Raw genomic sequence first — 17,508 nt, 5'->3', positions numbered from 1 at the left:
GTCCGGCGGGGTGAACCGCCCGTGGTGTGGCTACCCGGCACGCCCGGCCCGCTTTCACGAACCGGAGGAGAACCGCCTTTCACGCAGCCCCGGGGATCTGACGCGCGTTTCGCCAAATCGTCCGGGCACCGGCCCCGCCTCGCCGGCAACGCAATCCGGTGTATCCTCGGCGGAACAAGGTCATGATGGCATGGAACGAAAGGGCGGGGATGAACGGGGATGATTTTTTTTGGGCTGCCGTGCGCTGGTGATGCTTGGGAGTGGATCCTCGGGTCAAGCCCGAGGATGACGGAGAGGGAGGGACGTATCGCGGAAAACAAAGCGCTTCTGGTCTTCAAGTTGCTCGTTGACTGAGCCAAATCCCAGAGGTCGTCATCCTCGGGCTTGACCCGAGGATCCACTCGTAAGCATCATCCGGCTATGGCGGGCTATGTCTACATCGTCACCAATCACAAGCGAGGAACGCTGTACATCGGCGTGACCGCCGATCTCGAACGCCGCATCTACGAGCACCGCGAAGGCGTAACGCCCGGCTTCACGTCAAAATATGGCTGCACGCAACTCGTCTGGTACGAGGAGCATGGATCGATCGGCACGGCGATCCAGCGCGAGAAATCGCTCAAGCGGTGGTATCGGCAGTGGAAGATCGAATTGATCGAGGCGATGAATCCGGACTGGCGGGATTTGTATCATGAGCTTTGGTAGGCTTGGGTGTGGATCCTCGGGGCAAGCCCGAGGATGACGGAGGAGAGGGATGCGGATGACGGAGGGGGATTGCGCGGTTTTAAAACAAGACACTTCGCGTTTCTGGGTGTCCGACAACTCTGCTCCCCCCAAAGGTCGTCATCCTCGGGCTTGACCCGAGGATCCATCCCCAAGCATCATCCGGCAAGGATTTTGGCCCCGCACGACCGGATCCCAAACGCCTCGCCTGCCACCTGCGATTGGACCTGCGATTTGACCTCACATCGTTGCCGAGCACGGCGACTACCAGGCGACCGAAATTGCAGCGGAACTAATGGCGAAGCTGTATGCCGCATCTGAGGAACCCCTGCCTTCTGCCCTTCTCCCGATCCGGGATCGCTTTGCAGCTTTGTTTCAGCGGGCGCGCGATGATCAAAACGCAGGTTGTCAAACTGACTACGTCCACGCGGCGATTATAGCCGATCAAATGATGAGCAATGCCTCGGAACTGCGTGGGCTACATGGCGATCTGCATCATGAAAACATCATGTTCTCCAGTCGCGGCTGGCTGGTGATAGATCCCGTCGGTCTGGTCGGTGAAGTGGGCTTTGGCGCCGCCAATATGTTCTACGATCCGGCTGACAGAGACGACCTTTGTCTCGATCCTAGACGCATTGCACAGATGGCGGACGCATTCTCTCGTGCGCTGGACGTCGATCCGCGTCGCCTGCTCGACCAGGCGTACGCTTATGGGTGCCTTTCCGCAGCTTGGAACGCGGATGGAGAAGAGGAGCAACGCGATCTAGCTATCGCGGCCGCGATCAAGCAGGTGCGACAGACGTCATACTAGCAATGTGTCGTAACGCGCACCTCCGCACTGTTTGTGCGGCCTACGCCTCGAAGCGGTCGGTGGCGTCACGATCGCGGTCGTAGCGTCTCGTGAGCGGAAACGGCGGCAGCCAGCCTTCGCGACGGATGGTCCAGAGCTCGTAGGTTGGCGTCAACTGATCGGGGGCATCCAGCGAGCCCAGGTTCACTTCGATTTCGTCCCCGGTGCGCGCGAAGACCGGGGAACCGCAGCGGGGGCAGAAAAACCGGCCGGCATAGTCGCGTGTTTCGCCATCGACCGTCACCGCATCCGCGGGGAAGATCGCCGAAGCATGAAACAGGGCTCCATGATGCTTGCGGCAGTCGAGACAATGACACAGGCCGACCCGGTACGGGCGTCCCGACGCCACGATCCGGACATTGCCGCACAGGCAGCCGCCGGTGAATCGGTCCATGCTGCGTCTCCTTTGACATCAAGCTGGCGCAATGTGTACGACGAACAGCCCTGGAGTTGCAATTCGTCGATGCGGACAACCCCGCTTTACGTTCGAATTGCCAGACGCTACCATGCGACATATTGGCCTTGTCACTGTATGGGGTTTCGCTTATAGCGCACCTCGGGAGGATCGGGAGCCAGGCAATTTGAGGTTTGAGATGCCCACTCATGACAATCGCACCCCCACAGACACCAAACACACGCACAATTTCGCGATAAGCCGGCGCCAGCTTCTTGGCTCCACGGCCGGAGGCGTGGTGGCGCTCAGCCTTTCCACGCTGCCGAGCTGGGCGGTTCCCGTCGAAAAGACGGTCGACGTGCTGCTCGTCGGAGGCGGCATCATGAGCGCGACGCTTGGCGTTCTGCTCACAGAGCTGGAACCGTCCTGGACCATCGAAATGATCGAGCGGCTGGACGATGTCGCGATGGAGAGCTCCAACGGCTGGAACAATGCCGGCACCGGCCACTCCGCCCTGGCCGAGCTCAACTACACGCCGCAGGACGAGAACGGCACCGTCCACATCACCAAGGCGGTCGAGATCAACGAATCCTTCCAGATCACGCGGCAGTTCCTCAGCCATCAGCTCGACAGGGGCGTTCTCAAGGATCCGCGCTCGTTCATCAATTCCACGCCGCATATGAGCTTTGTCTGGGGAGACGCCAATACCCAGTTCCTGCAGAAGCGCCACGAAGCGCTGAAGGCCAGCGCGCTGTTCTCCGGCATGCAGTTCTCGACCGATCACGACGAGATCGCCAAATGGGTTCCGCTGATGATGGAAGGGCGCGACCGTTCGCAGAATATCGCAGCCACCTGGTCGCCGCTGGGGACCGACGTCAATTTCGGCGAGATCACCCACCAGTATGTCGCCCATCTCAAGAGCCAGCCGACATTCACGCTGACCACCGCCAGCGAGGTGCGCGATATCCAGCGCAACGAGGACGGCACCTGGCGCGTCAGCTATGTCGATACCAAGGACGGCTCGGACAAGGGCGTGATCAACGCGAAGTTCCTCTTCCTTGGCGCCGGCGGCGGCGCCCTGCCCCTGCTGCAGATGTCGGGCATTCCCGAAGGGAACGATTATGGCGGCTTCCCGGTGGGCGGCTCGTTCCTCGTCTGCGACAATCCCGATATCGTCAGCCAGCATCTGGCAAAGGCCTATGGTCAGGCCTCGACCGGTGCGCCGCCGATGTCCGTGCCGCATCTCGATACGCGCATGCTCGACGGCAAGCGTGTCGTGCTGTTCGGACCGTTCGCCACCTTCTCCACCAAGTTCCTGAAGGACGGCTCCTACTTCGACCTGCCGGCCTCGGTGACGCTGGACAACATCTGGCCGATGATCCGCGTGGGGCTGGACGAGTTCGACCTGGTCGAATACCTGGCCGGGCAATTGCTGATGTCGGACGAAGACCGTCTGGCGGCGCTGCAGGAATATTTCCCGCATGCCAAGGCGGAAGACTGGCGTTTGTGGCAGGCCGGCCAGCGCGTGCAGATCATCAAGCGCGACGAGGAAAAGGGCGGCGTCCTGAAGCTCGGAACCGAAATCGTCGCCTCGCAGGATGGCAGCGTCGCAGCCCTGCTCGGCGCTTCGCCGGGCGCATCCACCGCGGCCCCCATCATGCTCGACGTGCTTCAGAAGGTGTTTGCCGAGCGGCTGGCGACGCCGGAATGGCAGGCAAAGATCCGCACGATCGTGCCGAGCTACGGCACCAAGCTCAACGAAGACCCGCAGGCACTGGCGCAGGAATGGGCCAAGACGGCCGAACGGCTGCAGCTGGCCATCGCGCCACCCGCCATCGATACATCCGCCCTGGCCAAACCCGGCGCCGCCACCCCGACCGGCGAGGTTCGCCGCGTTCCGGATATGGCGCTGTAGCCTGATCGGGATATCAGGCGGTCAGGCCGCCTGACACCAAAACCGTGGCCGTGGACAGCCTGCCTGTCAGCGGGGGGCGTTTAGCCCTCGTTATGGTTCTCATGGAACCCGGCGCTGCCCTTGCGCCAATAGCCGGCGGCCTTGATCCAGGTGCGGTTGTGGCCGCGCTCCTCGACGAGGTGTTTGCGCAGCAGCTTGACCGTGTCGTTTTCGCCGGCGATCCAGATATAGCCCTCGCCTTCCGGCAGGGTGAGTGCGGCCACAGCATCGAGCAAGGGGGCGGGATCGCTGGCGCTCGCGAGCGGGCGGTGGATCCAGCGGGTTTCGAGTGCGGTCGCGGTTTCGAAACTTTGCTCTTCCTGCGCACCCGCCACGGTGGCGATGACGATCACCGGCACGTCCGCGCGCAGCTCCTCGAGCCTGCGGCCGATGGCGGGCAGCGCCGTTTCGTCGCCGATCAGCAGATACCAGTCGAAATCGTCGGTGACGACGAAGGAACCGCGCGGGCCTGCGACGCCGAGCGTCGTGCCCGGTGCGGCAGCCGACGCCCACTCGGTGGCAGGGCCGGCTTCGTGGATGGCGAAATCGAGCACCAGCTCGCTACCCTCGGCATCATGGCGGCGCGGGGTGAAATCGCGCATCGGCGAGGCAACGGTGCCGTCAGGCAGAGCCGGCGCATCCGGGCCTGCGGGCCAGACCGGGGCATCCTGCCCGGCCAGAGGCAGGCACAGCTTGACGTGATCGTCATAGCCGGCACTGACGAAGCCGGCCAGATCCGCGCCGGTCAGCGTGACGCGGACCATCTGCGGCGTCAGGCGCTCGGCGGTCTTCACGGTCAGAAGACGGCGGCGCAACTCGTGGCGGACGCGCGCGACGGCGTGTCTTTCGGTCATGGGAAATCCTTCAATATGGGTGCGGTCAACCGCGATTGATCTCTTCGACAGCGCGGCGCAAAATATCCGCCAGCCGTGTCGCCTCTTGCGGCGAACAGCCCCGCTTGTTGAAGAGCGAGGCCTTGATGGCCTGGCGGGCAATCTCCAGCGCGTGGTGACCGTGGGCTTCCGGGTCTTCGCCCGAGGCCGGTCCCCGCCCCTCGATGACATCGCGCACGGCATCCATCTTGGCGCCGATGCGGGCGAAGTCGTCGAGAATACGGTCGGCTCCTGCCCGGTCAGCCTCCAGCGCCGCGCGGCCGGTATCGGTGATGCGGAACAGCTTCTTGTTGCCGTCGAGCTCCGCCGTCGCATGGCCGATCTCGGCAAGATAGGTCAGCGCCGGATAGATCATGCCGGGGCTCGGCACGTAGAAACCGCCGGACACATCCTCGATGGTGCGGATGAGTTCGTAGCCATGGGCCGGCTGGCGGGCCAGCAGCGCCAGGATCAGCAGCTGCAGATCGGCAGACGACAGTTTGCGCCCGGCGCGAAAACCGCCCGGCGAGGCAAAGCCGCCCTCGAAACGACCGGGACCGCCGTGCCGGCCATGTCCATGATGCCCGTGCGGTCCGCCATGGCGATGGGAATCGCGCATGCAAATTTCCTTTCGTAAGATGTAACGCTAGACATATCTTACGATATAATTTTCGATACAGCAAGATGGTCGCCACGGTTTTGGATTGGCCGCTTCCCGCCGATGGATGCTGACAGGCAGAGAGGCGGCGAGATAAGCGCCCTACCCTTCGAGATCGCCCTTCAGCCGCCCGAGCAGATCCACCGCCGTTGCGGCATAGGGACCGATCCAGCGGTCGTGAATCTCTTTGATCGGCAGCGGATTGAGATGGTTCCAGCGCTCACGACCCTCGCGGGTGACGATGACGAGGTCGGCCGCCTCCAGCACCTTCAGATGCTGCATCACCGTGCAGCGGTCGAGCGCCGGAAACCGGGCGCAGAGTTCCCCGGTCGTCTGCGGCCGATCCTTCAGCATATCGAGCATGGCGCGGCGGCTCGACGCCGCCAAGGCCTTGAAGATTCGATCATTTTTATCATCGATTGACATGTTATGTTTTTATAACATAATAGGCGTCAGAACAAGCGGAAAACAGGAGGATGGATCATGGAACTGAAATTCAGGGTCGCAGGCCGGATCGCCAAACCGGTCGCAGACGTTTTCGAAGCGGTGGTCAACCCGGCGCAACTGTCACGCTATTTCACCACCGGCGGCGCCAAGGGTCGGCTGGAGACCGGCGCCACCGTCAGCTGGGATTTCCACGATTTTCCCGGCGCCTTTCCGGTCAAGGTGATCGACGTCATCAAGAACGAGAAGATCGTGCTGCAATGGGCAGCGCACGAGGGCTCGGGAGCAGCCGGTTACGACACCACCGTAACCATGACCTTCGCCCCCGTCGACAGCGACCGGACGCTGGTGACGATTTCGGAGGAAGGCTGGAACCAGACACCCGGCGGCCTGAAAGGCGCCTTCGGCAATTGCGAAGGCTGGACCGGGGCGCTCTGTGCCATGAAGGCCTGGCTGGAGCATGGCATCAACCTGCGCGAAGGGTTCTACAAATAGCAGGCCGCGAGGCGCTACGGCTCAATCGACCGGAAACCGCCGCGCCTTCCACTGATTCTGGGGAATGGCGCCGCCGACATCGAAGCCGAAGGCGGTGATGGCATCGGTCTCCTTGTTGACCGTGCATCGGAAATCGATGTCGTACCACGCCCGCCCGCTGCGATAGGCAGCGCCGGTCGCATTCAGCACCTGGCCCGAAATCGGTGAGCGGTTGCGCGGATCGAAAAACAGGCCTTGCGGCAAGGTCTCCGGGCGGGCGCGGCGGATCTGCTCCAGCGCCTCGACCATGCACATCTGCACGATCCGCCGGTCCCTGGGCAGCTTGCCGAGCGCCTGGCGGACACGCGGATCGGAAAGAGCACCGGCAGAATAGAGCTCGCGTGCCTGCGTCAGCTCCGATGGCGGCCGTTGCGGCCGCGCGTCGGCCAGCGGATTGTCGGCCGACGCGACCTGTTGCGGATCCGCGGGCCTGACGTCCTTCGGCTTTGCCTGCGGGATCGGCACCGTCTCGATCAGCGCCTCCCCTTCGTTGAGCACCGCGCTGGCCGTCGCCGTTTCGGGAAGGTTGACCTCGGGCGGCTTTGCCGCTTCTGGCGTCTCGTCAGGCTTGGCGTCCGGCTTTTGGATCGTCTCCTCGGCTTTGTCCGTCAGCTTGCTTTCGGCCGGTGGCGTGGCCCGGTCGTCACGCGGCTCGATCGTAGGGTTCGGCAACGGTTCCGACGGCCTGTCGCCGCCGGCCTCACTACCCCCCTCTTTCGACGCTGATTCGAAAGCCTGCGGCTCACTCTTCTGCGCCTCGACCGGCTTGTCGGCCGGCTGCTGCTCGGCCTGGGCCTCGGGCTTTTCCTCGGCCTTCGGCGCCGGCTTTTCCTCAGCCGCCGGTGCCGGTTTTTCCTCTGGCTTCACCTCCGGCTTTGCGTCCGCCGCCGCCGGCTGCTGCTCCGATTTTTTCTCAGGTTCGGGCTTTTTCTCAGGCTCGGGTTTCTGCTCCGGTTCCTTTTCGGCCTCGGGCTTTTTCTCCGCTTCAGGTTTCTTTTCCGGTTCGGGTTTCTTCTCGGGCTCGGGCACCATCTCGACCTGCACCGTCTCCTCCTTCTCCGGCTGCGGCGGATCGAGCGGCAGGCGGAAGAGCAGCATCACGGCAAACACGACATGCAGGGTGAGCGACGCGACAAGCCCCGCGCCAAATGTTCCCCGCCATTTTTTCAGTGTCTGCTGCATGTGTCGGTAAATACGGCCGGATACTGACCGGAGCGTGACCGGCGGGATGGAGAAAAGACGAAACGCCGCCAGCATCGCTGGCCGGCTCGCGTTTCAATAGCATGCGGCTGGCCGCGTTCCTAGCGATCCATCCGGCCATCGCTCTGCTCCCAGCCAAGCGACTACATCGCCCCCCGCTCGACAAGATGCAACCGGCGTCCAACGAAAAACCCGGCCAGCGTTTCACTGACCGGGTTCCCACGGTTCAATCTGCGGTGATCGCCGCTTAGCTGTCGAGGAAGCTGCGCAGCTTGCGCGAGCGGCTCGGGTGCTTGAGCTTGCGCAGGGCCTTGGCTTCGATCTGGCGGATACGTTCGCGGGTAACCGAGAACTGCTGGCCGACTTCTTCGAGCGTGTGGTCGGTGTTCATGCCGATGCCGAAGCGCATGCGCAACACGCGCTCTTCGCGCGGCGTCAGCGACGCCAGAACACGGGTCGTCGTTTCGCGCAGGTTCGCCTGGATGGCGGCGTCGATCGGCAGAAGCGCGTTCTTGTCCTCGATGAAGTCGCCAAGATGGCTGTCTTCTTCATCGCCGACAGGCGTTTCCAGCGAGATCGGCTCCTTGGCGATCTTCAGGACCTTGCGGACCTTTTCGAGCGGCATGGCCAGCTTTTCGGCCAGTTCTTCCGGCGTCGGCTCGCGGCCGATCTCGTGCAGCATCTGACGCGATGTACGAACGATCTTGTTGATCGTCTCGATCATGTGCACCGGAATACGGATCGTGCGGGCCTGGTCGGCGATCGAGCGGGTAATCGCCTGCCGGATCCACCAGGTCGCGTAGGTCGAGAACTTGTAGCCGCGGCGGTATTCGAACTTGTCGACCGCCTTCATCAGGCCGATGTTGCCTTCCTGAATCAAATCGAGGAACTGCAGGCCGCGGTTGGTGTATTTCTTGGCGATCGAGATGACGAGGCGCAGGTTGGCTTCGACCATTTCCTTCTTGGCGATGCGGGCTTCGCGCTCGCCCTTCTGAACCATCGAGACGATGCGGCGGAATTCGAAGATCGAGATGCCGGTTTCCGTGGCGAGATTCTGGATCTCGGCGCGAATGTTGCGGATCATCGTGTTTTCGTTCTTGGCGAATTCCTTCCAGCCCTTGGCGGCCAGATTGGCGATCGACTTCATCCAGTTCGGATCGAGTTCGGCGCCGGAATACTGCTCCAGGAACGAGTCCCGCTTGACGCCGTAGGATTCGGCCAGACGCAGCAGGCGGCCCTCGTTCTGCATCAGACGCTTGGAGATGTCGTAAAGCTGCTCGACAAGGCTGTCGACGCGGTTCTGGTTGAGCGACAGCGACTTCACGGCCGTGATCAGCTCGTCCTTGAGCTCCTTGTAGCGGCGCTCCTGGGCCGGCGACAGCGTGCCGGTCGCCTGAAGGCGGGCTTCGACCTGCTGGTCCTGCAGCTTGCGCAGCTTCTTGTAGGTCTCGGCGATGATGTCGAGCGTTTCCATGACCTGCGGACGCAGTTCCGCTTCCATGGCAGCAAGCGAGAGGTTCGATTCGTCGTCGTCCTCTTCCTCTTCCTCCATCGGCTGGCCTTCGCCGCCGACATTGGTCACGTCGTCATCGCCGGCGCGCGGCTTGCGGTTCTTTTCCTTTTCCTCGGCCGCCTTGCGGTCGGCTTCGATCTTCTCCGGGCTCTGGAACTGCGGTGCAGCCTTGGCTTCCGGGCCGGAATAGGTGGTTTCGAGATCGATGATCTCGCGCAAAAGCGTGTTGCCTTCGTTGAGTTCGTCGCGCCAGATGATGATGGCCTGGAACGTCAACGGGCTCTCACAGAGGCCCGCGATCATCGTCTCGCGGCCGGCCTCGATGCGCTTGGCAATGGCGATTTCGCCCTCGCGCGACAGAAGCTCCACCGAGCCCATTTCGCGCAGGTACATGCGCACCGGATCGTCGGTGCGGTCGGTCGGCTCTTTCTTCTTGGCAGTGGCAAGCGCCGTGCCGCCGGAAGGCGCAAGCTCGCCGCCTTCGCTCTCGCCGTCGGAATCGCTGTCTTCTTCCTCGGCTGCCGCCGGGCCCTCGTCGGCTTCCTCGTCCTCGACGACATTGATGCCCATGTCGGACAGCATTGCCATCGTGTCCTCGATCTGCTCGGAGGTCACTTCTTCGGAAGGCAGGACGGAGTTCAGCTCGTCCATGGTCACATAGCCGCGCTTCTTGGCGGCCTTGATCATCTTCTTGACCGCGTCATCCGAGAGATCGAGAAGCGGGCCGTCGGGTGCGCCTTCGCGTTCGGCTTCTGCTTCTTCGTTCTCTTTGACTTTGGTTGCCATTTATATCGTCGCTTTCCTGGACAGCATTCAACGTGTGAGCGGTGCAAACCTTCTTCGGGTCAATCCCCTGAAAGGCCATGGGCGCGTCAACCGCTCCCACCGCGAATCATTACCCCTGACGTAAAGGGATGATATTTAATTCCTGATTAACCACGATAGTCATCGCGGTTCCACCGGCCGACTGCGACAGCAGGGCCATCTGGACATCATGTGCGTGATGGCCGTATCCGCCGTACCCATTTCACCTTCTGTATCAGAAATGGTGATTCCCACAATTTTCGGTCCCGTCAAGCACTTCCGGCGAAAAACCGTTCAAATCGGCAAAAAAGGCTGAATCAAGCTGTACGCTTTCACGGATTCAGTTCCATGTCCGAAATGTAGGAAGTGTTCGCTGAAAGACAAGGGCGGACGGAAACTGCGCGTGCCGGCGCCACCCAGCCGTCGCCCATGCCCGCCCCGCGCCACTTCAAAATTGCCTGCCATCGACCTTGGTGATCGTCAAGGCCTCCAGATCGACATCCGGCAGGCAGCGGACATTGACGGCCGCCATCGGCCCATCCTTGCCTGCCCCTTCGCCATAGGGCGCAATGCCGCAGACGGCACAGAAATGATGCTGGATGGCATGCTTGTTGAATTCATAGGTCGACAGCGCCGAAGCCGGCGTCCGCAGCGTCAGCTTGTCGCGCGCCACGAAGGTCAGCAGACCGCCGCGCCGGCGGCACATCGAACAATTGCAATCGATCGCCTGATGAATGTCGGCCTCGACCTCGAAGGCGATCGCGCCGCAATGGCAACTTCCCGGATGGATCATGAAACGCTCCCCTTTCTGCTCATCGCAAGATGATACACCGGAAAGCGATTTCAAGACCTGTTTTGGGAAGACCGCATGCGGCCGAGCGCCGCTAGGCCATGGACGCGCCGACGACCGAGATCGTGGTCCGGTTCGGCACCCGGTTGTAGAGATCGATCACATCCTGATTGACCATGCGCACGCAGCCCGACGATACCGACTTGCCGATCGTCCACCATTCCGGTGAACCGTGGATGCGGTAGATCGTGTCGACGCCGTCCTTGAAGATGTAGAGCGCACGGGCACCGAGCGGATTGTTCAGGCCCGGGTCCATGCCGCCATTGGCGATGCTGTAGGGCTCCAGATCGGGCCGGCGTGCGACCATCTCGTCCGGCGGTGTCCAGCGCGGCCACTGGCGCTTGTACTGGATGACGCCCCGCCCCGACCACTCGAACCCGGCGCGGCCAAGACCGACGCCGTAGCGCATCGCCTTGCCGTCCTCGTAGGTCAGATAAAGGAAATGATTGGCGGTATCGACGACCAGCGTGCCGGGCCGTTCGCCGGTCGGATTGTCGACCCACTGACGGCGAAACTGCGCCGGGATCTTCTGATACGGCACCGCCGGAAGCGGGAAGAGTTCGTCGGGCCGCGCGGCATACATTTCGCTGCCGGCGCTGGAAAGCGCGACGGGTTCGGCTTCAACCGGCGGCGCGACGACGGGCTGCGCCGTGGTGCTGCAGCCGGCAACGCCGAGCGCAGCAAAGGCGCCGCCCGCCTGAAGGAAGGCGCGGCGGGACACATTCGAATCAATCAATCGGGATACCTCATCTGCTCATCGACGGCCCCCGCCTTCGCATGCGCAAGCACGCGTGGGAAGACGCCTAACGCAAATGTGAACACCATGTGATGGCAGGACCCGACGCCCGGTTGCGCCGTTGCCTGCAGCCGTACCCGGGCCCCGCGGAACCATGGCAGGCGGGCTCCGCAGGGCGAATATTTACCTTCTGATAACCTTCGGCCGGTTCAAATAGGCACAGTTGCCGCCTGCCCGGCAGGCTTTTCCCCCTCGAACGACGGAGACACGATGTCCATCAACCGACAGATCCTCGCCGCCCTGGTGTTCGCCAGCACCATCCTGCCAGCCCAGGCCCAGCCGGTCATGGTCAAGACGTTTGGCCATTGGGGGGTCTATTCCTATACCGACAACGGCAAGACGGCCTGCTACGCGCTGACCGTCCCGCGCACGATGCACCCGGCGGATGTCAACCACGGGCGCAACTTCCTGCTGGTCGCGCCGAAGGGCGGCGACGCCTATATGCCGCAGGCCCAGCTGGGCTACGACCTGAAGACGGGATCGCAGGTGACGGCGACGGTCGGCAGCGAGGCGTTCCAGATGACGCCACGCGGCAATGTCGCCTGGGTCAGCCGGGAAAACCGCGACAACGCCTTCGTCGCCGCCATGAAGGCCGGAAGCACGCTCACCCTGGAGGCCACCTCCAGCCGTGGCACGGCCACGCACTATGCCTTTTCGCTGAACGGCGTGACGGCGGCGCTGCAACAGGCAAAGGCGTGCCGATGAGGGCGGCAGCCCCTTCTCTCGCAACGCTGTGCCTTGCCGCCTTGACGTCGATGGCACAGCCCTCCACGGCAGCGCCCGCGAATGGTGCGCCGGACGGAAGCAAGGGGACGACTGGGCGCGATACCGGGCGGGTGACGGGCCTGAAACTGCCGCGCTTCGTGTCGCTCAAGGGCGATGCGGCGCGGATGCGCGTCGGCCCCTCCACCGATCATGCCGTGCGGTTTGTCTACATGGCCGCCGGCCTGCCGCTGGAACTGCTCGAGGAATGGGGCAACTGGCGGCTGGTGCGCGATCACGACGGGACGACCGGCTGGATGCACACGGCGCTGCTCTCGGGCCGGCGCACCGCCATCGTCGCGCCGTGGCGCAAGGACGGCGCAGAGCTGCGAAGCCGCCCCTCGCAGGACGCGGCGGTCACGGCGCGCATGCAGCCCGGTGTCCTGCTGACGATCGGCAGCTGCGGCGGCGCATGGTGCCACGCCACGGTGCGCAACCTGCGAACCAGCGGCCATGTGGCGCAGGCAAACCTGTGGGGCGTCTATCCGCAGGAAGTGGTGGAATAGACGCGCCGGCGCAAGGCCGCTCCCTGTCTACCAGTCCATCACCACCTTGCCGGAGTTGCCCGAGCGCATCGCCTCGAAGCCCTCGCGGAAATCGTCGATGCCGATGCGGTGGGTGATGATCGGCGACAGATCCAGCCCGCCCTGCACGAAGGCGATCATCTTGTACCAGGTCTCGAACATCTCGCGGCCGTAGATGCCCTTGAGATTGAGCATCTTGAAGATCACCTTGTTCCAGTCGATCTCGAAGCCGGTCGGCGCGATGCCGAGAATGGCGATCTTGCCGCCATTGTTCATCTTGTCGATCATGTCGCGGAAAGCCGGTGCCGCCCCCGACATTTCCAGCCCGACATCGAAGCCCTCGGTCATGCCGATGCGCTTCATCACATCCGAGAGGTTTTCCTTGGAGGCATCGACGACGGTATCGATGCCCATCTTTTCCGCCAGCGCCAGCCGCACCGGATTGATATCGGTGATGACAACCTTGCGGGCGCCTGAGCGCTTGGCGACCAGCGCGCCCATGATGCCGATCGGGCCGGCCCCCGTCACCAGCACATCCTCGCCGACGACATCGAAGGACAAAGCCGTGTGCACGGCATTGCCGAACGGATCGAAGATGGCGGCGATCTCGTCCGGCACCTCGTCGGGGATGGCGACGACATTGTATTCCGGAATGCAGACATATTCGCCGAAGGAACCGGGCCGATGGACGCCGACGCCAAGCGTGTTGCGGCACAGATGCCCTCGGCCGGCCCGGCAATTGCGGCACTTGCCGCAGACGATATGCCCCTCGCCCGAAACCCGCTCGCCGACATGATACTTGGTCACCGCCGAACCGATCTCGGCGATGACGCCGACGAACTCATGGCCGACCACCATCGGCACCGGGATGGTCTTCTGCGCCCACTGGTCCCAGTTCCAGATATGCACGTCGGTCCCGCAGATGGCGGATTTCCTGACCTTGATCAGCACGTCGTTGGGGCCGGGTTCGGGCACCGACACATGTTCCATCCACAGGCCGACTTCGGGTCTGGATTTGACGAGGGCTTTCATCATGTTGGTCATTGCTTATGTCCTCATTGGGCGTCCGCCGTGGCGGTTACACCCCTCACCAACTTCGGCCAAGGGTTCACTGACGTTCACCCGGCCTTCGTATCCTCTCCCGCAAGGGGAGAGGAAAAACCCGCTGCACCATCTTTCCCCATGTGAGGGATGGTGATCGTGGCACCCTCCCTCTCCCCTTGCGGGAGAGGATAGTAAGCCCGCGTGAGACGAAGTCGAACGCTTGGGCGCACTTGGTGAGGGGTAAACGCCAACACCACCGTCTCAAATCACCCCCAGCTCCCGCCCGACCTCCTCAAACACCGCGATCGCCCGCCTCACATCCGCCTCGCTATGCGCCGCCGACATCTGCGTCCTGATACGCGCCTGCCCCTTGGGCACGACCGGGAAGGCGAAGCCGACGACGTAGACGCCTTTTTCCAACATTTTTGCCGCAAAAGCCTGGGCGAGCGACGCATCGCCGAGCATCACCGGGATGATCGGGTGGCCCTCGCCGGCCAGCGTGAAACCAAGCTTGCTCATTTCGGTGCGGAACAAATTGGCGTTGGCTTCAAGGCGCGAACGCAGGGCGTCGCCACTGTCGATCAGGTCGAACACCTTCAGCGAGGCGGCGGCGATAACCGGGGCCAGCGTGTTGGAAAACAGATAGGGGCGCGAGCGCTGGCGCAGCCAGTCGACCACCTCCGCCTTGGCCGAGGTGTAACCGCCGGACGCCCCCCCGAGCGCCTTGCCGAGCGTGCCGGTGATGATGTCCACCCGGCCCTCGACGCCGCAATACTCCGCCGAACCGCGGCCATGTTTGCCGACGAAACCGACGGCATGGCTGTCATCGACCATCACCATGGCGCCGTATTTTTCGGCGAGATCGCACACCCCTTGCAGATTGGCAATGATGCCGTCCATGGAAAAGACGCCATCGGTGGCGATCAGCTTGAAGCGCGCGCCCTCCGCCTTCTTCAATTCCTCTTCAAGAGCGGCCATGTCGTTGTTGGCATAGCGGAAACGCTTGGCCTTGGAGAGCCGCACGCCGTCGATGATCGAGGCGTGGTTGAGCGCATCGGAGATGATCGCGTCTTCTTCATTCAACAGCGTCTCGAACAGCCCGCCATTGGCATCGAAGCAGGAAGAATAGAGGATGGTGTCCTCCAGACCGAGGAAGGACGAGATGCGGGCTTCCAGCTGCTTGTGTTCTTCCTGCGTGCCGCAGATGAAGCGGACGGAGGCCATGCCGTAGCCATAGCGGTCGAGCGCCCGTTTGCCGGCCTCGGCCAGTTCCGCATTGTCGGCAAGGCCGAGATAGTTGTTGGCGCAGAAATTCAGCACCTTGGCGCCAGAGGCGACCTCGATCTCGCCGGCCTGCTTGGAGACGATCACCCGCTCGGTCTTGTAGAGGCCGGAAGACTTCAGCCCTTCGAGTTCGGATGACAGGTGTTTGATGAAGGCTGACGTCATGAAGGCCGCTTTCCAGGCTGATTACCGGTTGTCATCAAAACCTATCATATTCCGGCAGTGAAGATAGCGACAGGGCGAGAGAGCAAAACCCTCCCGCCCTGCTTTTCCCATCAGTTCACGACGGCCGGTTTTCCCGCCTGCTCGTCGTCTTCGACGTGGCGGGAAAAATAGTTGGCGAGCAGCGCGCCGGAAATATTGTGCCAGACGCTGAAGATGGCACTGGGAACGGCCGCCACCGGCGAGAAATAGGCGTTGGCCAGAGCAGCGCCAAGACCGCTGTTCTGCATGCCGACTTCGATGGCGATTGCCTTGCGCTTGGCAAGCGACAGCCCGCTTGCCTTGGCGGCAAAATATCCCAGCAGATAACCGAGGCCATTGTGCAGCACGACGACGGCAAAGATCATCAGGCCGGACTGGGCGATCGCCGGCTTGCTGGCGCCGACAACGGCCGAGACGATCAGCACGATGCCCGCAACGCTGACGAGCGGCAGGGCCGGAATCGCTGTCTTGACGAGGCCGGGAAGCAGTTTCTGCAGGGCAAAGCCCAGCGCCAGCGGCACGAGCACGACCTTGACGATGCTGAGGAACATCGCCCAGCCATCGACCGGGAGATACTGGCTGGCAAACAGCCAGACGAGAAACGGCGTCACGAGCGGCGCAGCCAGCGTCGTGACACTGGTGCAGGCAACCGAAAGCGCCACATCGCCCTTGGAAAGATAGGTCATCACATTCGACGAGGTGCCGCCGGGGCAGCAGCCGACCAGGATGACGCCGGCGGCGACTTCCGGCGGCATGGGAATGATCATCGTCAAAAGCACGGCAAGCAGCGGCATGATGATGAACTGTGCGAGAACGCCGATGGCAACATCGAACGGCCGGCGCACCACCTCACGGAAATCGGCTGGCGAGATGGTCAGGCCCATGCCGAACATGATGATGGCAAGAAGCGTGACGATATAGGGAGCGATCTGCTTGAAGGTATCGGGGAAAAAGAAACCCAGAACCGCAAACAGAATGACCCAGATGGCGAATGTCCTGCCGACAAACGCCGAAAATGATGCAACAGCCTTCAAAATAACCTCTCCTAATCGATATGTGCGGCCGGTTTAACCGCAGGACGCGGAGTGTCAAGGCAACAACCGACCGGCAGTGCAGCAAAAAACTAGTTGACTGAGTCCATTATTTTGGTGTCGATGGACACTGTTTTCCATGCGATGAGGTCGCCATGAGCATATTCGACAGATTTTCCCTGAAAGGCCGGGTGGCGCTGGTGACCGGCGGCGGGCGCGGATTGGGGCTGGAGATCGCCGGGGCGCTGGCCGACGCTGGCGCCCATGTCGTCGTCAGCGGGCGCACGGTGGCGACGCTGGAGGATGCCGTCGGCAAGATCACGGCGGCAGGCGGCAGCGCGGAAGCGGCGCCCTTCGACATCGCCGAGCGCGAGGCGCAGCGCGCTGCACTGTCCGGCATCGAGAACAGGCACGGGCGGCTCGATATCCTCGTCAACAATGTCGGCGCCCGCGACCGGCGGCCGCTGGCCGAGTTCGACGACGACGCCGTTCTCGACCTCATCCGCACCGACCTCATCGCCGCCCTCACCCTGTCACGCGACGCCGCCGCGATCATGAAGCGCCGCGAACACGGACGGCTGATTGCCATCACCTCGATCAACGGCCAGGTGGCGATGCCGGGCGACGGCATCTACCCCGCTGCCAAGCAGGGCCTGACCGGGCTGATGCGCTCGATGGCCGTCGAATTCGGGCCTCACGGCATCACCAGCAACGCCATCGCACCGGGCTGGTTTGCCACCGAGACCAACGCGGCAATGGCCGCCAACGAGGAGCTGATGCCCTTCGTGCGCCAGCGCATCCCGGTCCAGCGCTGGGCCCGGCCCGACGAGATCGCCGGCGCCGCACTGTTTCTGGCAAGCGACGCAGCGTCGTTCGTCAACGGCCATGTGCTGACGGTAGATGGGGGCATGACGGTCAGGATGTAGGCGGCGTTCTCCCTCTTCTCCCCAGCGGGGAGAAGTGCCGAGCGTACGCGAGGCGATGAGGGGGTGCGTCGGCGATTTCGGAGCCAGCCGCCCCCTCATCCGGCCCTGCGGGCCACCTTCTCCCCGCTGGGGAGAAGAGGA

17 protein-coding genes and 1 pseudogene are annotated in these 17,508 nt (G+C 63.0%); 7 read left to right on the top strand and 11 right to left on the bottom strand.

Annotated elements, in window-relative coordinates; all coding sequences use genetic code 11:
• Nucleotides 1-420: 420 nt before the first annotated feature.
• Both ADU59_RS23080 and ADU59_RS23075 read left to right on the top strand, forming a co-directional pair.
• Nucleotides 421-705 carry a GIY-YIG nuclease family protein gene (locus tag ADU59_RS23080; protein WP_068956942.1) on the top strand — a complete coding sequence of 95 codons (285 nt, stop codon included), beginning with the start codon at nt 421-423 and terminating at the stop codon, nt 703-705.
• Between the two features lie 259 nt (nt 706-964).
• Nucleotides 965-1,534 (top strand): annotated as a pseudogene (locus ADU59_RS23075) (aminoglycoside phosphotransferase family protein); the annotation flags it as partial.
• 40 nt (nt 1,535-1,574) lie between these two features.
• Here the strand turns inward: ADU59_RS23075 and ADU59_RS23070 are convergent.
• Nucleotides 1,575-1,967 carry a GFA family protein gene (locus ADU59_RS23070; protein WP_068956940.1) on the bottom strand — a complete coding sequence of 131 codons (393 nt, stop codon included), beginning with the start codon at nt 1,965-1,967 and terminating at the stop codon, nt 1,575-1,577.
• Nucleotides 1,968-2,166: 199 nt separating this feature from the next.
• Between ADU59_RS23070 and mqo the strand changes: the two genes are divergently transcribed.
• Complete coding sequence (mqo, locus tag ADU59_RS23065; protein ID WP_068956938.1) at nt 2,167-3,882, top strand: malate dehydrogenase (quinone); 1,716 nt, start codon at nt 2,167-2,169, stop codon at nt 3,880-3,882.
• 80 nt (nt 3,883-3,962) lie between these two features.
• Here the strand turns inward: mqo and ADU59_RS23060 are convergent, their stop codons facing one another.
• From ADU59_RS23060 to ADU59_RS23050, 3 genes are all read right to left on the bottom strand, one after another.
• Entirely contained in the window at nt 3,963-4,775 is an 813-nt protein-coding gene (locus ADU59_RS23060) for a siderophore-interacting protein (RefSeq protein ID WP_068956936.1), read from the bottom strand.
• A gap of 25 nt (nt 4,776-4,800) precedes the next feature.
• Nucleotides 4,801-5,412, bottom strand: coding sequence for a PadR family transcriptional regulator (locus tag ADU59_RS23055; protein ID WP_068956934.1), 612 nt, complete (start codon nt 5,410-5,412; stop codon nt 4,801-4,803).
• A gap of 141 nt (nt 5,413-5,553) precedes the next feature.
• Nucleotides 5,554-5,877: an ArsR/SmtB family transcription factor gene (locus tag ADU59_RS23050; protein WP_068956932.1), complete on the bottom strand. Its 324-nt coding sequence runs from the start codon at nt 5,875-5,877 to the stop codon at nt 5,554-5,556.
• A gap of 57 nt (nt 5,878-5,934) precedes the next feature.
• Between ADU59_RS23050 and ADU59_RS23045 the strand changes: the two genes are divergently transcribed.
• The gene (locus ADU59_RS23045) at nt 5,935-6,390 is read left to right on the top strand and encodes an SRPBCC family protein (RefSeq protein WP_068956931.1); all 456 of its coding nucleotides are present in this window, start codon (nt 5,935-5,937) and stop codon (nt 6,388-6,390) included.
• 21 nt (nt 6,391-6,411) lie between these two features.
• On the opposite strand, the gene ADU59_RS23040 is transcribed toward ADU59_RS23045, so the two are convergent.
• The 4 genes from ADU59_RS23040 to ADU59_RS23025 all read right to left on the bottom strand — a co-directional run bounded on the left by ADU59_RS23040 (nt 6,412) and on the right by ADU59_RS23025 (nt 11,529).
• Nucleotides 6,412-7,611, bottom strand: coding sequence for a DUF930 domain-containing protein (locus tag ADU59_RS23040; protein WP_158515759.1), 1,200 nt, complete (start codon nt 7,609-7,611; stop codon nt 6,412-6,414).
• A gap of 265 nt (nt 7,612-7,876) precedes the next feature.
• The gene (rpoD, locus tag ADU59_RS23035; protein WP_068956927.1) at nt 7,877-9,928 is read right to left on the bottom strand and encodes an RNA polymerase sigma factor RpoD; all 2,052 of its coding nucleotides are present in this window, start codon (nt 9,926-9,928) and stop codon (nt 7,877-7,879) included.
• A gap of 466 nt (nt 9,929-10,394) precedes the next feature.
• On the bottom strand, nt 10,395-10,739 hold the full coding sequence (locus tag ADU59_RS23030) for a GFA family protein (RefSeq protein ID WP_068956925.1): 345 nt from the start codon (nt 10,737-10,739) through the stop codon (nt 10,395-10,397).
• A gap of 91 nt (nt 10,740-10,830) precedes the next feature.
• Complete coding sequence (locus tag ADU59_RS23025; RefSeq protein WP_244506489.1) at nt 10,831-11,529, bottom strand: L,D-transpeptidase; 699 nt, start codon at nt 11,527-11,529, stop codon at nt 10,831-10,833.
• 273 nt (nt 11,530-11,802) lie between these two features.
• Between ADU59_RS23025 and ADU59_RS23020 the strand changes: the two genes are divergently transcribed.
• On the top strand, nt 11,803-12,297 hold the full coding sequence (locus tag ADU59_RS23020) for an invasion associated locus B family protein (RefSeq protein WP_068956921.1): 495 nt from the start codon (nt 11,803-11,805) through the stop codon (nt 12,295-12,297).
• Nucleotides 12,294-12,860 carry an SH3 domain-containing protein gene (locus ADU59_RS23015; protein ID WP_068956920.1) on the top strand — a complete coding sequence of 189 codons (567 nt, stop codon included), beginning with the start codon at nt 12,294-12,296 and terminating at the stop codon, nt 12,858-12,860. Before ADU59_RS23020 ends, ADU59_RS23015 begins: the two co-directional genes overlap by 4 nt.
• Nucleotides 12,861-12,887: 27 nt before the next feature.
• Here the strand turns inward: ADU59_RS23015 and tdh are convergent, their stop codons facing one another.
• From tdh to ADU59_RS23000, 3 genes are all read right to left on the bottom strand, one after another.
• Nucleotides 12,888-13,922, bottom strand: a complete 1,035-nt coding sequence (tdh, locus tag ADU59_RS23010) for an L-threonine 3-dehydrogenase (RefSeq protein WP_068956918.1) — start codon at nt 13,920-13,922, stop codon at nt 12,888-12,890.
• A gap of 261 nt (nt 13,923-14,183) precedes the next feature.
• The gene (locus tag ADU59_RS23005; RefSeq protein WP_068956916.1) at nt 14,184-15,371 is read right to left on the bottom strand and encodes a glycine C-acetyltransferase; all 1,188 of its coding nucleotides are present in this window, start codon (nt 15,369-15,371) and stop codon (nt 14,184-14,186) included.
• A 110-nt stretch (nt 15,372-15,481) separates the two neighbouring features.
• Nucleotides 15,482-16,444 carry a bile acid:sodium symporter family protein gene (locus tag ADU59_RS23000; RefSeq protein ID WP_068956914.1) on the bottom strand — a complete coding sequence of 321 codons (963 nt, stop codon included), beginning with the start codon at nt 16,442-16,444 and terminating at the stop codon, nt 15,482-15,484.
• A gap of 152 nt (nt 16,445-16,596) precedes the next feature.
• On the opposite strand from ADU59_RS23000, the gene ADU59_RS22995 reads away from it, so the two are divergent.
• Nucleotides 16,597-17,367 (top strand): SDR family oxidoreductase, encoded by a 771-nt coding sequence (locus ADU59_RS22995; protein WP_068956912.1) that lies wholly within the window; start codon nt 16,597-16,599, stop codon nt 17,365-17,367.
• Nucleotides 17,368-17,508 lie beyond the last annotated feature (141 nt).

Origin of the sequence: Pararhizobium polonicum (assembly GCF_001687365.1) — a bacterium.
Taxonomy (GTDB): domain Bacteria; phylum Pseudomonadota; class Alphaproteobacteria; order Rhizobiales; family Rhizobiaceae; genus Pararhizobium; species Pararhizobium polonicum.
The sequence above is the reverse complement of the archived record's forward strand: the minus strand, read 5'-3'. Positions and strand labels throughout refer to the sequence as shown.

Bases quoted from the DNA above. Each gene is read 5' to 3' on its own strand.
- ADU59_RS23055 (WP_068956934.1), bottom strand. From the start codon at position 5,412: ATGCGCGATTCCCATCGCCATGGCGGACCGCACGGGCATCATGGACAT.
- ADU59_RS23005 (WP_068956916.1), bottom strand. From the start codon at position 15,371: ATGACGTCAGCCTTCATCAAACACCTGTCATCCGAACTCGAAGGGCTG.
- ADU59_RS23045 (WP_068956931.1), top strand. From the start codon at position 5,935: ATGGAACTGAAATTCAGGGTCGCAGGCCGGATCGCCAAACCGGTCGCA.
- mqo (WP_068956938.1), top strand. From the start codon at position 2,167: ATGCCCACTCATGACAATCGCACCCCCACAGACACCAAACACACGCAC.
- ADU59_RS23015 (WP_068956920.1), top strand. From the start codon at position 12,294: ATGAGGGCGGCAGCCCCTTCTCTCGCAACGCTGTGCCTTGCCGCCTTG.
- ADU59_RS23040 (WP_158515759.1), bottom strand. From the start codon at position 7,611: ATGCAGCAGACACTGAAAAAATGGCGGGGAACATTTGGCGCGGGGCTT.
- tdh (WP_068956918.1), bottom strand. From the start codon at position 13,922: ATGACCAACATGATGAAAGCCCTCGTCAAATCCAGACCCGAAGTCGGC.
- ADU59_RS23080 (WP_068956942.1), top strand. From the start codon at position 421: ATGGCGGGCTATGTCTACATCGTCACCAATCACAAGCGAGGAACGCTG.
- ADU59_RS23060 (WP_068956936.1), bottom strand. From the start codon at position 4,775: ATGACCGAAAGACACGCCGTCGCGCGCGTCCGCCACGAGTTGCGCCGC.
- rpoD (WP_068956927.1), bottom strand. From the start codon at position 9,928: ATGGCAACCAAAGTCAAAGAGAACGAAGAAGCAGAAGCCGAACGCGAA.
- ADU59_RS22995 (WP_068956912.1), top strand. From the start codon at position 16,597: ATGAGCATATTCGACAGATTTTCCCTGAAAGGCCGGGTGGCGCTGGTG.
- ADU59_RS23050 (WP_068956932.1), bottom strand. From the start codon at position 5,877: ATGTCAATCGATGATAAAAATGATCGAATCTTCAAGGCCTTGGCGGCG.
- ADU59_RS23030 (WP_068956925.1), bottom strand. From the start codon at position 10,739: ATGATCCATCCGGGAAGTTGCCATTGCGGCGCGATCGCCTTCGAGGTC.
- ADU59_RS23020 (WP_068956921.1), top strand. From the start codon at position 11,803: ATGTCCATCAACCGACAGATCCTCGCCGCCCTGGTGTTCGCCAGCACC.
- ADU59_RS23070 (WP_068956940.1), bottom strand. From the start codon at position 1,967: ATGGACCGATTCACCGGCGGCTGCCTGTGCGGCAATGTCCGGATCGTG.